Origin of the sequence: Streptomyces malaysiensis subsp. samsunensis (assembly GCF_024519315.1) — a bacterium.
GTDB lineage: Bacteria > Actinomycetota > Actinomycetes > Streptomycetales > Streptomycetaceae > Streptomyces > Streptomyces malaysiensis.
This window is the reverse complement of the sequence record NZ_JANIIC010000003.1, coordinates 22,393-36,184: the sequence shown is the minus strand read 5'-3', so window position 1 is coordinate 36,184 and position 13,792 is coordinate 22,393. Positions and strand designations below refer to the sequence as shown.

Annotated in this window: 15 protein-coding genes and 3 pseudogenes; 11 read left to right on the top strand and 7 right to left on the bottom strand. The window is 70.8% G+C overall.

The genetic code is table 11. The features are described from left to right. Positions 1-140: 140 nt before the first annotated feature. Positions 141-1,184: a LacI family DNA-binding transcriptional regulator gene (locus tag NQU54_RS03000; protein ID WP_257629618.1), complete on the top strand. Its 1,044-nt coding sequence runs from the start codon at positions 141-143 to the stop codon at positions 1,182-1,184. Between the two features lie 51 nt (positions 1,185-1,235). On the opposite strand, the gene NQU54_RS02995 is transcribed toward NQU54_RS03000, so the two are convergent. Both NQU54_RS02995 and NQU54_RS02990 read right to left on the bottom strand, forming a co-directional pair. Then, positions 1,236-1,577: a hypothetical protein gene (locus tag NQU54_RS02995; RefSeq protein ID WP_257629617.1), complete on the bottom strand. Its 342-nt coding sequence runs from the start codon at positions 1,575-1,577 to the stop codon at positions 1,236-1,238. Positions 1,578-1,839: 262 nt separating this feature from the next. Further along, a pseudogene (locus NQU54_RS02990) lies at positions 1,840-3,055 on the bottom strand (RNA-guided endonuclease InsQ/TnpB family protein). Between NQU54_RS02990 and NQU54_RS49935 the strand changes: the two are divergent. Further along, entirely contained in the window at positions 2,960-3,388 is a 429-nt protein-coding gene (locus tag NQU54_RS49935; RefSeq protein ID WP_306278316.1) for a transposase, read from the top strand. The pseudogene NQU54_RS02990 and the gene NQU54_RS49935 overlap by 96 nt on opposite strands. Here the strand turns inward: NQU54_RS49935 and NQU54_RS02980 are convergent. From NQU54_RS02980 to NQU54_RS02965, 4 genes and pseudogenes are all read right to left on the bottom strand, one after another. Further along, positions 3,321-3,722 carry an alkaline phosphatase family protein gene (locus NQU54_RS02980; protein ID WP_257629615.1) on the bottom strand — a complete coding sequence of 134 codons (402 nt, stop codon included), beginning with the start codon at positions 3,720-3,722 and terminating at the stop codon, positions 3,321-3,323. The genes NQU54_RS49935 and NQU54_RS02980 overlap by 68 nt on opposite strands. A 50-nt stretch (positions 3,723-3,772) precedes the next feature. Then, a pseudogene (locus NQU54_RS49930) lies at positions 3,773-4,252 on the bottom strand (MFS transporter); the annotation flags it as partial. Positions 4,253-4,338: 86 nt separating this feature from the next. Next, entirely contained in the window at positions 4,339-5,349 is a 1,011-nt protein-coding gene (locus tag NQU54_RS02970) for a LacI family DNA-binding transcriptional regulator (protein ID WP_257629613.1), read from the bottom strand. 37 nt (positions 5,350-5,386) lie between these two features. Further along, positions 5,387-6,457: a LacI family DNA-binding transcriptional regulator gene (locus NQU54_RS02965; RefSeq protein WP_257629612.1), complete on the bottom strand. Its 1,071-nt coding sequence runs from the start codon at positions 6,455-6,457 to the stop codon at positions 5,387-5,389. A gap of 169 nt (positions 6,458-6,626) precedes the next feature. Between NQU54_RS02965 and NQU54_RS02960 the strand changes: the two genes are divergently transcribed. Further along, positions 6,627-7,070 (top strand): hypothetical protein, encoded by a 444-nt coding sequence (locus tag NQU54_RS02960; protein ID WP_257629611.1) that lies wholly within the window; start codon positions 6,627-6,629, stop codon positions 7,068-7,070. Between the two features lie 101 nt (positions 7,071-7,171). Beyond that, a complete protein-coding gene (locus tag NQU54_RS02955; protein WP_257629610.1) occupies positions 7,172-8,104 on the top strand; it encodes a DUF8832 domain-containing protein in 933 nt (310 codons plus the stop codon). 48 nt (positions 8,105-8,152) lie between these two features. On the opposite strand, the gene NQU54_RS02950 is transcribed toward NQU54_RS02955, so the two are convergent. Further along, entirely contained in the window at positions 8,153-8,797 is a 645-nt protein-coding gene (locus NQU54_RS02950; RefSeq protein WP_257629609.1) for a DUF305 domain-containing protein, read from the bottom strand. A 166-nt stretch (positions 8,798-8,963) separates the two neighbouring features. Here NQU54_RS02950 and NQU54_RS02945 point away from each other — a divergent pair, with 166 nt between their 5' ends. The 7 genes and pseudogenes from NQU54_RS02945 to NQU54_RS02915 all read left to right on the top strand — a co-directional run bounded on the left by NQU54_RS02945 (position 8,964) and on the right by NQU54_RS02915 (position 13,744). Beyond that, on the top strand, positions 8,964-9,371 hold the full coding sequence (locus NQU54_RS02945) for a hypothetical protein (RefSeq protein ID WP_257629608.1): 408 nt from the start codon (positions 8,964-8,966) through the stop codon (positions 9,369-9,371). Further along, positions 9,368-9,688 (top strand): mercuric ion transporter MerT, encoded by a 321-nt coding sequence (gene merT / locus NQU54_RS02940; RefSeq protein WP_257629607.1) that lies wholly within the window; start codon positions 9,368-9,370, stop codon positions 9,686-9,688. Before NQU54_RS02945 ends, merT begins: the two co-directional genes overlap by 4 nt. Positions 9,689-9,827: 139 nt before the next feature. Then, entirely contained in the window at positions 9,828-10,787 is a 960-nt protein-coding gene (locus NQU54_RS02935) for an arsenic resistance protein (protein WP_257629842.1), read from the top strand. A 179-nt stretch (positions 10,788-10,966) separates the two neighbouring features. Continuing rightward, a pseudogene (locus NQU54_RS49925) lies at positions 10,967-11,284 on the top strand (sugar ABC transporter ATP-binding protein); the annotation flags it as partial. A 91-nt stretch (positions 11,285-11,375) separates the two neighbouring features. Then, entirely contained in the window at positions 11,376-11,930 is a 555-nt protein-coding gene (locus NQU54_RS02925; protein ID WP_257629605.1) for an ATP-binding cassette domain-containing protein, read from the top strand. Next, positions 11,927-12,946 (top strand): ABC transporter permease, encoded by a 1,020-nt coding sequence (locus NQU54_RS02920; RefSeq protein ID WP_257629604.1) that lies wholly within the window; start codon positions 11,927-11,929, stop codon positions 12,944-12,946. Before NQU54_RS02925 ends, NQU54_RS02920 begins: the two co-directional genes overlap by 4 nt. Before the next feature lie 30 nt (positions 12,947-12,976). Then, positions 12,977-13,744: a substrate-binding domain-containing protein gene (locus NQU54_RS02915; protein WP_306278315.1), complete on the top strand. Its 768-nt coding sequence runs from the start codon at positions 12,977-12,979 to the stop codon at positions 13,742-13,744. The last annotated feature ends 48 nt before the right edge of the window (positions 13,745-13,792 follow it).

The following is a 13,792-nucleotide window of genomic DNA, read 5'->3' as shown; positions in this document are numbered from 1 at the left end:
CGATTGGTTCCAACGTTGTAACCGCGATATCTCGCCACGGTCAACCCCTCGTCCGGAACGGGATTCCGAGCCACCCCGGCGCTGACAGTCCGCCGCAGTCCATGCATAATGCGGAGAAACACAGGTGAGGAGGTTGGCCAGTGGCCGCGGTGACACTCAAGGACGTGGCGGAGCGGGCGGGGGTTTCGGTCAAGACCGTGTCCAACGTTGTACGCAATGCTCCCCGCGTATCCGAGGCCACGCGGAAGCGCGTACTGGAGGCCGTGCACGAGCTCGGCTACCGGCCCAACCCGTCGGCCCGCCGCCTGCGCACCGGGCACAGCGGTCTGATCGGCCTCGCCGTCCCGGATCTGGCCACGCCGTACTTCGCCGAACTCGCCCAGCACGTACGGGCCGAGGCCGCGCACCTGGGACTGACCGTCCTGATCGAGGAGACGATGGGCGACGCGACCGAGGAACTGCGCCTGGCGACCGGCGTCGGCGCGTCCCTGCTGGACGGTGTGATCCTGTCGCCCCTGGGCGTCTCGCCCGATGAACTCGCCGCCGTGGCCAACGAGTTCCCGCTGGTCCTGCTCGGGGAGCGCAGCTACGAGCGCGACCAGGTGGGGGCCGACCACGTCCTGATCGACAACGTTGCGGCGGCCCGCGATGCCACCGCGCACCTGGCCGGCCTCGGCCGTACGTGGATCGCCGCCATCGGTGTGGACCAGCAGGCGTCGGCGACCAGCCGTCAGCGCCTGGAGGGCTTCCAACTCGCCCTGCACGAGGCCGGGGTGACCTACGACCCCCGGCTCGCGCCCGCCATCAAGGAGTTCGACCGGCGCAACGGCCTGCTGGCGATGCGCGCCCTGGCCGCCCTGCCGGCCCGCGTACGCCCCGACGCGGTCTTCTGCTTCAGCGATCTGCTGGCGGTCGGGGCCCAGCGCGCCCTGTTCGAGGCGGGGCTGACCATCCCGGACGATGTCGCCGTGGCGAGCATCGACGGCTCGGACGAGGCGCTCTACAGCACGCCGTCCCTCACATCCGTGGTCCCCGACAAGACCGCCATCGCCTCGCTGGCCGTGAAGTGCCTGGCGGCCCGCATCCGCTCGGCCGAGCCCCTGCCGTTCGAGGTGCACACGGCTCCGCATTGGCTGCACGCCCGGGAGTCCACGAACGGCGGGCGCCAACAGCTCTTTGGCTGATCCGGGCCGAGGCACCGCCGGGCGAAGGACGGTCCCTCGGCGCACGGGCGCTCAGCCGCTCCTGGTGACGGTCACATGCCGCCAGCTCGCGGTCCCGGCCTGGTCACGTACCCCGACCGCGCCCCGGGTGAAGGAACAGTCCGGATCCTTGTATGTGAAGCCGACCGGTGTGGCGGTGGAGCCCGAGGGCCTGCCGGTCACCGTGAGGGAGCAGCCCACGGCCTTCACCGTCAGGTGGTACCACGTCCCGGTGGCCAGGCCGCCGGGGATGGCCGTCTGCGCCAGCTCTCGCCAAGCGCCGTTCTGCTTGCCGAGGACGATCCGGCGCGATGACACACCGACGTAGTATCCGTCGAGCGCGTCGGTCCCCTTGCCCAGGTCGGACGCCCGCACGACGAATCCGGCCTGCGCCCCGCCGTCGATGCGTACGTCGCCCGCCAGGCGGTAGTCGGTCCACCCGGTGGAGCCCGCGATCGACTTGTTCCCGCCGGTGCCACCGCAGGTCTCGGACAGGACACCGCCCGACGTCGCCCAGCAGCCCCCGTAGTCGACCCGCCGGACCTCCCCTTCGCGAAGGCGTCGGCGTACGGCAGAACACCGCTGTTGGCCACCGCCGTCCAGGAGCAGATGCGGGCTTTGACTTCCGCTCCCCGGCCTAAAGGCCGGGGATTCCTACCACGGTCGGCTGACCGTCTCGGTGGGTTCCTGCTTCACCGCGCTGGGCCGGTACGAGTACCGGTCTTACCTGCGCTCGACAGGCTGACACCGCCAGTCCGGCGGCCTTGGCGACGTTGACCGCCGCGTTGATGTCACGGTCGAGGACGGCTCCGCAGGCCCCGCATTCCCACACTCGGATGTGCAGAGGCTTGGGGCCGTCCTTGACACCGCACCGCGAGCAGACCTGGGAGGTCGGCTCGAACCGTCCGATACGGTGGAAGCCACGGCCGAACTTCACGGCCTTGTACTCCAGCATCGCCACGAACGCGGACCATCCGGCGTCATGCACGGACTTGGCCAGGCGTGTACGGGCGAGCCCCTTCACCGCCAGGTCCTCCACCGCGACCGCTTGGTTATCGCGGATCAGCCGGGTGGAGAGCTGGTGGTGGAACTCACGTCGCGCGTCTGCCACCTGCGCGTGAGCGCGGGCGACCTTGATGCGGGCCTTGTCCCGGTTGTTCGAGCCCTTCGCCTTGCGGCTGAGGGCCTGCTGTGCGCGCCAGCTTCTTCTCGGCCCGGCGCAGGAAGCGAGGAGCGTCGATCTTCGTGCCGTCGGACAAGACCGCGAAATGCCCCAGCCCCAGGTCAATGCCGACGACCCTGTCGCTCTCGGCCGAGGTGACGGGCTCGGTGGCCACAACGAAGCTCGCGAAGTACCTTCCGGCCGCGTCCTTGATCACGGTCACCGTGGAAGGGACCGAGGGAAGGCTGCGGGACCACTTCACCCGGACGTCCCCGATCTTCGGCAAGGACAGGTCCCCGCAGGCGGTGATCTTCCATCGGGCGTTCGCGGTGAAACGCACGGCCTGCCGGTTGTCCTTGCGGGACTTGAACCGGGGCGCGCCCATGCGCGGGCGCTTGCCCTTCAGCCCGTCGAAGAAGTTCCGGTACGCGGCGTCCAGGTCCCGCAGGGACTGCTGGAGCACGACAGCGGACACCTCGCCGAGCCACGCGCGCTCATCGGTGAGCTTGGCCTGGGTGATCAGCAGCTTGGACAGATCCCCGGTTTTCGGGAACGCCTCGCCTGCGGCGCGGGCGGTCTCACGGGCGCGGAGCGCATGGTTGTAGACCACCCGCGCACACCCGAACGCCCTGGCCAGCGCCGCGCGCTGAGGACCGTTCGGGTACAGGCGGAAGCTGTACCTCAACTGCATGCCGATCACCCTAATACGGTTGGTTATGGCTGGATATCAGAACATCTGTACTGGTCGGCACTGCGCTTTCGCCCTTCACGCGCACGTGATTTTTGCGACGAAGTACCGGCACAAGGTCTTCAAGGACACTCACCTGAGCGCATGGAGGAGATCAGGCGGGCCGTCTGCGCCGACTTCGCATGCGAGCCAATCGAGTTCAACGGCGAGAACAACCACGTCCACCTGCTCGTTCCGGTTCTCCCGGCGCGCGGGTGCCGTCGCTGTCTCATGCGGATTGTCCCTTTCCCTCGGAATGCCGGTAGGGGGCCAGATGGTTGCGGGGGTCCCGCTTGAGCCGGTAGCCGCCGGGGACCGTGGGCAGCGGGTCCTCGGCCCGCATCTGCCACACCGCCAGCAGGGACAGCAGCCTGACGCGTTCGTCGGCGGCCGCCGGGTCCGACCAGCGGTCCACCAGTTCCAGCGGGTCCTCACGCAGGTTGTACAGGCGGAAGTCCCCGACGATGTCGGCGTACAGGGTCCAGTCCCCGCTGCGGACCTTGCGGCGGCGCCCGCTCTGCGTGGCCGCGTTGAGCTCATCCCAGCGGGGCTCGCCGTCCGGGCCGTCGAAGATGAGTCCGGGCATCTGGTCGGCCACGTCCTCGGGGCCGTAGGGGAGAGCCAGGTGCACAGCAGCACCAGCCCGCTGCTGAAGATGCCGCCCACCGGATTGCCGAGCTGCGGGATGGCACCGAAGAAGCCGCGCCGCTCCTTCGGCACCGACTCGATCGTGGCGAGCGCGGCGCCGGCGTACTCACCGCCGAGGCCGATGCCCTGCAACACCCGCAGGAACAGCAGGATGACCGGGGCGGCCGCGCCGATCGTGGCGTAACCGGGCAGCAAGCCGATCACGAACGTCGGGATGCCCATGAGCAGCATCGTGAGGATCAGGAGCTTCTTGCGGCCGACCCGGTCGCCGAAGTGCCCGAAGACCAGGCCGCCGATGGGCCGGGCGAAGAACCCGACGGCGGTGGTCGTGAGGGCCAGCAGGGAGCCGATCGCGCTGCTCTGCGTCGGGAAGAAGACGTGGCCGAAGACGAGTGCCGCGGTGGTTCCGTAGAGCCCGAAGTCGAACCATTCGAAGGTCGAGCCGAGGAAGCTGGCGAGCACGGTGCGACGCGCGGCGGGGGTGATCCGGGGCGGCGGGTCCGGCCTTGGCATACAGCGGCTCCACTGAGGATTTCAACGGTTACGGTAACCGTTGCATTGCGTGGACGTTAGGGCCGCGCGACGTTCTCCGTCAATGACTAGGCGTAAGAAAATGTTGACTCGCGTTCGATTATGGTGAGCGGCACCTCGACATGGCTCCGCGGGCGTGCGCCCTCCCGTACCCGCGCCGTGAGCAGGTCGAGGGCGCGCCGGGCCATTGTGCGGACATCCGCCTGAACGGTCGTCAGACTGGGCCAGGAGTACTCCGCGTCCTCGTCGTTGCCGAACGCGACGACCTGGACCCGCCCCGGTACGTCCCGGCCCGCCTCACGCAGCGCGTGCAACGCCCCGTGCGCGAGCGGCTCTTCGAGCGCGAGCACCGCGTCGAACGGCGTTTCCCCGCCCGGAAGTGGAGTCAGCAGTCGAGCGATCGCCGCATACCCGTCGTCCCGGAAGGACCGCGGCGTCTCCACGACGAGAGACGGGTCGAACTTCCGCCCCGCCGCCGTCAGCGCGTGCCGGTATCCGTCGGTGCGCACGGCGGCCGCGCTGTCGCCGCCCGCCTTCCGCTCACCGCCCAGCAGTACGACGCGCGAGGCGCCACGGCCGAGGAGCAGCCGCACGGCGGCCTCGGCCGCGACGGTGTCCTGCGACGCGACGCTGTCGAAGGGGCTCTCCACCCGGCGCGATCCGAGCAGCACCGTGGGGCCGGGGGAGGGCGGATCCTTCAGGTCCCGCGCGGTGAGCGCGGTCGGCATCAGCAGCACACCGTCCGAGAGGCCCCCGCGGTTGCGCAGCACCTCCAGCTCCCGCTCGCGGTCGCCCCCGGTGGGCTCCATCACGACGCTGATGCCCTCGGCCTCCGCGAGATCGAAGACCGCGGCGGCGAGGGGCGCGCAGTAGCCGTACCCCAGGCCCGGCAGGGCGAGCGCCACCGTATCCGTCGTCCTCGAATTGAGGCCGCGGGCCAGGGGGTTGGGACGGTAGCCGAGCTTCTCGACCGCGGCGCGCACGGCTCGGACGGTCGCCTCGTTCACCTGCCCGGTGGCATTGACGACGTTGGACACGGTCTTGACGGACACACCGACGGCGGCGGCCACGTCGCGCATGCGCACCACCGCCGGCCGGCCGCGGGGGGACTCCGGCTCATTCACGGGCAACGGCGCTCGACTCCCGTTCGACAAGGCGGAATCCGACCGTGTGGTGGCGCGGTTCGGGGAGCACCGCGCCGGTCGCCCGGGCCTGTGCGCGGTCCGCCAGGAGCGCGACGGCGCGGTGCGCCATCTCCTCCCGCCCGGGGTCGACGGTGCTGAGGGTGGGGGCGCAGTACGCGGCCTGCGCGACGTTGCCGAACCCGACCACGGCGATGTCCTCCGGCACGGTACGCCCCGCGTCCCGCAGGCCGCGGAGCGCGCCCAGGGCGAGCGCGTCGCCGAGCGCGAACACGGCGTCCGTCTCGGGCGCCCGCTCCACGAGTGTCCGCGCCGCATGGGCGCCCGCCGCGAACGTGACGGTCTCCGTACTGACCACCCGCCGCCGGCTCACCGGCAGCCCGGCATCGCGCAGCCCGGCGACATACCCCTGATAGCGCTCGTCGCGCTCCGCGGGCAGCACCTCGCCGGGGGCCAGGGCGGCGATACGGCGCCGCCCGCCCGAGACCAGATGGGCCACGACCGTGCGCGCCGCCTCGAACAGGTCCGTGTCGAAGGAGTCGACGCGGCCCGCGGTGAACGACGCCGTGGCCACGATCAGCGGCTTCGTCACCGTCAACGCCCGCATGTCCTCCTGGCCGAGCGCGACGGGGACCAGCAGGATCCCGTCCACATGCCGCAGATACGGGTCGTCGCAGACACCGCGCTCGCGCCGCACATCGCCATGTGTCTGGGTGATGCGCACGGACATCCCGTGCTTCTGGGCCTCGCGCAGCACGGCGTCGGCGAATTCACGGAAGTACGGGACGGTGAGACTGGGCAGGACGAGCCCCATCACATGGGAGCGTCCCGAACGCAGGCGCCGCGCGGCCAGGTTGGGGCGGTACCCGAGCTCGTCGATCGCGCCCTGCACCCGCCGCCGGGTCTCCTCCCGGACGTTCCCGCGGCCGCGGACCACGCTCGACACCGTGCTCGCCGAGACACCGGCGAGGGCGGCCACATCGCGCAAGGTCGCGGAACCGCGCGTCGCGGAGTCCGCATCCGCGTCAGACAGCCGTCCGCGCACAGCTCACCAAACCCCTTCCACCACGACGTGAGTCTAGCCCCGGCGAATGAAGATCAACAGCTGGACCACAAGGGCCTGGCCTCGCTTCCAGGTATACGGGGAGGGGGTATAGTCGAGGGGTGGTTGCCGGCCCTGTGGCCCGAGGGCGGCCGGTGAGGGAGAGGCTGTGATGGACACCGTGTACGCGCGCGGGCGGGCTGTCGCCCGGTTGTCGGCCGTGTGCGCGGTGCTGTTGGGCCTGTTCCTCATGCACGGTGCTCCCGCCACGGCGGCCAGTGGCTGTCACGGCACGATGCCCGTGTCCGCCCCCGTGGAGCACGCCGGGCAGACCGCCGGCGGCCACCATGGGGACACGGCGATGGCCGCCGCCGGTTCCGTGGCGCCGCATGCCGCGCCGCAAGAGGTCTCCGCTGAGCGCGGTGCCCAGTGTGTGGCGACCCCGACGCGTGACCGGCTGCCGCTGCCGGTGTGGGCCCTGGTGGCCATGGCCGTCGTGGTGTTCTCCGTGGGGTGGCCGACCGGGCGAGGTCGGGCGGCCGGGGAGGCCGGTCGGCGCGGCCCGCCCGGCGGTGGGCGGGAGCTGCTGCTGAGGGTGTGCGTCGCGCGGAGGTGACAGGACCTCGCCCGAGCCCGGATGGTGCGGGCTTCGGGCCATGTGTCCTGATCACCCGTGCGCCGCCCGTGCGGTGCGCACACCCCTGAAAGTGACATGTGATGTCGTTCGCTTCTCGTTTCACCTCACGCCGTCGTGCCCTGGCCGCGGCGGGTACGGCCGTCGTCCTCGCGGCGACGCCGGCGGCCTGCGGATCGTCGAAGGACTCCGGCCCGTCCATGTCCGGCATGGACCACGGCTCCAAGCCCTCCGCCTCGGCCTCCGCGGCCGGTGCGGACCGTGACCACGGTTCCATGCCGGGTATGGACCACGGCGGCATGGGCGACGGCCTGGCCGACGTCAAGGACGGCTACGAGCTGACCTCCACCACCACAGCGCTCCCGGCCGGCAAGAAGGCCGCGTACAGGTTCCGGATCACCGGCCCGGACGGCAAGCCGGTCACCCGCTTCGCCGTCGACCAGACGAAGCGGATGCACTTCTACGCCATCCGCTCGGACCTGACCGGCTTCCAGCACCTGCACCCCACCATGGGCGACGACGGCACCTGGACCGCCGACCTCGCGGCCCTGAAGCCGGGGAAGTGGCGTATGTACGCCTCCTTCATCCCGGACAACGGCCCCGGCAAGGGCGAGGACCTCGTCCTCAGCCGCACCGTCACCGCCCCCGGCGACGCGCGGCGGACCCCGCTGCCCGCCGCGGCCACCAGCGCCGACGCAGACGGCTACACGGTCACGGTCAAGGGCGATCTCACGGCCGGTACGACCCACCCGATGACCGTCGGCGTCAGCAAAGGCGGCAAGCCGGTCACCGACCTCCAGCCCTACCTGGAGACCTACGCCCATCTGACGGCCTTCCACGAGGGCGACCAGGCGTTCGCCCATCTCCACCCGCGGACCGAGGTGAAGGGCGACACGGGCGGACCGGACCTGGCCTTCCGGGCCATGCTGCCCAAGTCCGGCAACTGGCGGCTGTTCCTCCAGTTCCGGACCGGCGGCACGCTGCACACCGCCGCGCTCACCCTGCGCGTCGGCTGACACACATTCCGCTGGGGGCGGCAACGCGGTGCCGCCCCCAGCGGACATTCACCGTGTCGTCGCGGTGGGCGAGCCGGTGCCCGGCATGGTGCGCATCTGGGCGATCTCGGCGGTCTGGGTGGTGACGATGGTGGCGGCCAACTTCTTGGCCGGGCCGTAGGCGCCGTGCCGTTGTTCGGACTTGGCCATGTCGATGGCGCCCTGATGGTGCTTGATCATCATGGTGAGGAACATGGTGTCGAAGGCGCTGCCGGAGGCGCCCTTCAACCGGTTCATCTGGTGGTCGCTCATCATGCCGGGCATCGCCGAGGCGTTATGGCCCACGCCTTCCATGCCACGGGGCACCTGCTCGCCCCAGGCTTTCAGCCAGGTGGTCATGGTCCGGATCTCCGGCTGCTGCTCCTTACGGACCTTCCGGGCGAAGGCTTTGACCTTGGGGGAGGAGGCCCGTTCCCCGGCCAGATCGGCCATGGCGATGGCCTGGCGGTGATGCGGGATCATCCGCTGGGCGAAGGTGACGTCGGCCCGGTTGTGCCGTCCGGCGGGCGCGGAGCGCGGGGCGGATGTGGTGGGGGTGGACGTCGGTGCGCCGGCAGCGCTGCTGCCGGCGCCGCAGGCGGCCAGGACGAGTGCCGTGACCACGGCGGCGGCTGCCACGACGGCGCGGCGGGCCACGGAGCGGGCGGTGTTCAAGGGACGGGCTCCTGGAGGGCGCGGCGGGGAAAGGGGAGTGATCTACCTCTACGCGCCCCATGGGGGACTGCCGATGGCGCCGCGCCGCACGACAGGGTTCTTCACCCTGGTCTGCCCGGGGTCACCTGGCGGGTGGCCGGTGGTCGGCGCGGGCAGGATCCGGGGCTTGACCTTTGGACCGGACTGCGGCTGCACCATCACCGCGGCCCCCGGGCCGGTTCCGGTGCGGCTGTCACGGACGCGTCCCGCGCCCGAGCCGGGCCTCGAAGCCTGGCGTCGGGCGCCGGTGGCCTGCACGCTGGGCGGCACCGAGCTGGGCGAGCGCACCGAGCGGTGGCGCACCCTGGTCGGCAGGGCCGAGCGGCGCGAGCCGATCCCGGACGGGCTGCGGCTGGTCTTCTCCTCCGGTGCCGGGCTCGCGGCCGAGGTCGCGGCCCTCGCGGCGGCGGAACAGAGCTGCTGTGCGTTCTTCGACTTCACCCTGCGCCTGGCCCCCGACGCCCTCCAGCTCGATGTCCGCGCGCCTGAGGGCGCCGCCGAGATGCTGGCCGACCTGTTCGGAGTGACCGCATGACCGCCTCCTCCTCTCCTGGCCCGTCTCGTGACCGGGGTCTCCTCGGCGTCGGCGCGGCCGCGGTCGCCGCCTGTGCGGTGTGCTGTGCGGGCCCGCTCCTCGCCGTCCTCGGCGGCGTTGGCCTGGCCTCCGCGGTCGGGGCGCTGTGGATGCCCGGCCTCGCGGCGCTGGTCGCGGTCTCCGGCCTCGGCGTGCTCATGGTTCGTCGACGGCGCCGGAGGGCTGTCTGCCGCACGGCCCCGGCCCGCACCGATCTGGGCATGCCCACCGTCGGTCCGAGCCCGGAGCGGTCCGAGGTCGCGAAGACCGGGCGCTGAGCCACTGTGCGCCAGGGCGGGACGGATCCTGTTCCGGCGGTCTGTGAGGATGGGACGGGGCCGTCGCAGGGCAGCCCTCGACGGGTACGAAGGAGCAGTTGGGGTGTCGCAGCGGGGACCGCAGGGCCTGGTCGAGCGGATGGAACACCACCAGGTCGCGATCTACCTGGCGGCGATGGCCGCGGGAGTCCTGCTCGGCTGGGCCGCCCCCGCGGCCGGTCCGGGCCTGGAACACGCGATCAGCCCGGTGCTCGGCGCGCTGCTGTTCGTCACCTTCCTCCAGGTCCCGGCGGGCGAGCTGGTCCGCTCGCTGCGCGACGGCCGGTTCCTGTCCGCCGCGCTCGCGGTGAACTTCGTGGCGGTACCGCTCGTGGTCGCCGCGATGTTCGTGTTCCTGCCCGCGGACCAGGCCGTACGGCTCGGGGTCCTGCTGGTGCTGCTGTGCCCGTGCGTGGACTACGTGATCGTCTTCTCCGGCCTGGCCGGGGGTTCCAGCCGCCGTCTGCTGGCCGCCACCCCGCTGCTGCTCGTGGCGCAGATGGCGCTGCTGCCGGTGTTCCTGTATCTGTTCATGGGCCCGGAACTGGCCGACATCGTCGAGGCCGGGCCGTTCCTCGAAGCGTTCCTGACCCTCATCGTCATTCCGCTGGCCCTGGCGTGGGCCCTACAGACGTGGGCCGCGCGCCACCCGGCCGGACAGAGGGTCTCCGAGGCGGCGACCACCACGATGGTGCCGCTGATGGCCGCCACTTTGCTGGTCGTGGTCGCCTCCCAGGTGCCCAAGCTGGACGGCAACCTCGGGGATGTCGCGGCGGTCGTCCCGTTCTACGCCGTCTTCCTGGTCGCCATGGCGTTCATCGGCAAGGCCGTGGCCCGTCTCTTCCGCCTGGCCGCCCCGGCCGGCCGCGCGATCGTCTTCACCGGCGCCACCCGCAACTCCCTCGTCGTCCTGCCGCTCGCCCTCGCCCTGCCCGACGACCTGGCTGTCGCCGCCGTCGTCGTGGTCACCCAGACCCTGGTCGAGGTGATCGGCATGGTCGGCTACGTCCGCCTGGTCCCCCGGCTCGTCCCCGAAGAGCGCCCCGCCACCGTTGGCTGACTCGACCGGGGTCGCGGCACCTCGGCAGCCGGCGGTGACGCCAGATCGTCGAGATCACCAAGAGCACATCCTGGGGCGCGTCGGTGGTGTTGCTGGACGAGCCGACCTCGGCCATCTCGGGACACGAGGTGGAGCGGTTGTACGGCGTGGTCGACAAGCTCCGTGAGCGCGGCGTCGCCATGCTCTACACCACCCACAAGATGGAGGAGATCCGGGCGATCGCCGACCGGGTGGTGGTCCTGCGGGACGGCGCGCTCGTCGAGGACCGCCCCCGCGCCGACATCACGGACGACGAGATCGTCCACGCGATGATCGGTCGTGAACTCGACGACATGTTCCCGGAGTTGCCCGCCCCCGGCGACGAAGTGGCCCTGCACGTCAGCGGTCTGCGCGTGGCGGGCTGTCCGGAGCCGGTGGACCTCCAGGTCCGGGCCGGCGAGATCGTCGGCCTCGCCGGTCTGGTCGGTGCCGGACGCACCGAGCTCCTCGAGGCGTTGTTCGGCGCGCGCCCCAGCACCGCCGGTGAGATCACGGTGTCCGGTACCGCGGTACGGCGTCACAACCCGGCGTCCTCGATCGGGCGCGGGCATGGCCCTCGTCCCCGAGGACCGCAAGGGGGCGGGGCTGGTCCTCGGGATGAGTGTGCTCAACAACGCCACGCTCCCGCGACTGCCCGACTTCAGCCTCGGCGGCTGGTTGCGGGGCGGGGCGCGCACGGCCGCCGTGGACCGGGCGATGACATCGGTCCATCTGCGCGGCAAGGGCCTGCGCCAGCAGGTCGGCACCCTGTCCGGGGGCAACCAGCAAAAGGTCGTCCTCGCCCGATGGCTGACCGGACACGTCAAGGTACTGCTGCTCGACGAGCCGACCCGCGGTGTCGACGTCGGCGCGCGCAGCGAGATCTACCGCATCGTCACCGACCTCGCCGCCTCCGGCATGGCGGTGGTCATGGCGTCCTCGGACATGGCCGAGATCCTCGGACTCGCACACCGCGTACATGTGATCCGCGACGGCGCCGTCGCGGGCAGCCTGGACCGCGCGGAACTGTCCTCCGACGACGCCCAGGGCCGCATCTTCCGGCTCGCCGCCGGACTCGACGGCACCACCATCCCCCTTCCCCACCCCCAGGACGACGTCTCATGATCACGCAACAGTCCCCACCCACGGAATCGCCCCACGCGACCGGCGCGGCCGTGGCCCCACCGCGCCGGCTCGACGCGGCGCGGCTGCGGGAGTTCGCGCTCAGCCACGCGATGGTCATCGTGATGCTGCTGGTCGTCATGTACTTCAGCTATCGAAGTGCTCGTTTCGGCACATTGGACAACTTCCAGACGATCACCATCGCCGCGGCACCCTTCGCGCTCATCGCGGTCGGCCAGACCCTCGTCATCCTCACCGGCGGCATCGACCTGTCGGTGGGCAGCGTGATCGCCGTCAGCGCCATGGCCTCGGCCTCCACCGTCGCGGGACATCCCGAGCGGCTGTGGACGGCCCTGCTGGTCGGCCTGGTCACCGGCCTGGCGGCCGGCTCGATCAACGGAGCGCTGGTCGCCTGGCTCGACGTACCGCCGTTCGTGGCGACGCTGGGCATGCTGACCGCGGCCTCGGGCATGGCCTACGTCATCGGCGACGGGGCACCGATCAACGGCCTGCCCGCGAACTTCAACCAGATCGCCGGCACCCGGGTCCTCGGGCTTCAGCTGCCTGTGGTCGTGATGATCGTCGGAATCGTCGTACTCGCCGTGGTCATGCGCTACACCGCGTACGGCATGCGGGTCTACGCGGTCGGCGGCAACCGGGTCGCCGCCGAACTCGCCGGCATCAAGACGCACCGGGTGCTGTTCAGCGTCTACGCCATCAGCGGCCTGCTGGCCGGCCTGTCCGGCGTCATGCTGGCGTCACGTGTGCTGTCCGGCCCGCCCACGCTGGGCTCGGGATACGAGCTGGACGCGATCGCCGCGGTCGTCATCGGCGGCGCGAGCCTCATGGGCGGACGCGGCACGGTCTGGGGAACCGTGCTCGGTCTCTTCCTCATGCAGACGCTCAACAACGGCCTCGACATCCTCGTCGTGCCCGCCTACTGGCAGAAGGTCATCAAGGGCGTGCTCGTGGTCGCCGCCGTCACGGTCGACGTATGGGCCAACAGCCGACGCCGCTGACACTTCCGCTCCTTCAGAAAGGTATTTCTCATGAACAGAAGGACCCTGCGGTTGGCGGGAACCGCCGCATCCGCCATGGCCCTGGTGACCACGGCGGCGTGCGGGGCCGGTGACACGAGCGCCGACAAGCTCCGTGTCGGCGTCACCGTCTATGACATGTCATCCTTCATCACCCAGGGCAAGGAGGGCATGGAGTCCTACGCCAAGGCCCACAACATCGAACTGGTCGGCAAGGGCAACATAGCCGTCCTGCAAGGCCCCCTCGGGTCCTCTCCCGAGCTGGACCGCACACGTGGTATCAACAACGTGCTCAAGAAGTACCCCGGCATCAAGGTGCTCGCCAAGGACACCGCCAACTGGAAGCGCGACCAGGCCGTCGACAAGGCCAAGAACTGGATGTCCAGCTTCGGCGGAAAACTGGACGGGATCGTCTCCGAGAACGACGACATGGGCCTCGGCGCCGTGCAGGCGCTGAAGGAGGGCAACGGAAAGAAGATACCGGTGGTCGGTATCGACGGGATCGAGGACGGACTGCGTGCGGTCCGCAGCGGTGACTTCATCGGTTCCTCGCTCCAGCACGGCCGGGTCGAACTCGCGGAAGGTCTCGCGGTGGCCCAGCGCGTCACCGGGAAGAAGCCGGTCCGCAAGCGGTACTCGTACATCATGCCGCCGATCACCCAGGCCAACGTCGCCACCTACCTCGAGCACGTGGTGACCGGCAAGGACGACTTCCTGAAGCGGCTTCCCGCACTCGTCGACGCCAACCTGCGAAGCGGCGACCTGGCCAACGAGAAATAGGCCGCACGACGGGGGAGACCCGGAGCCGGTCTCCCCCCAGCACCTCCC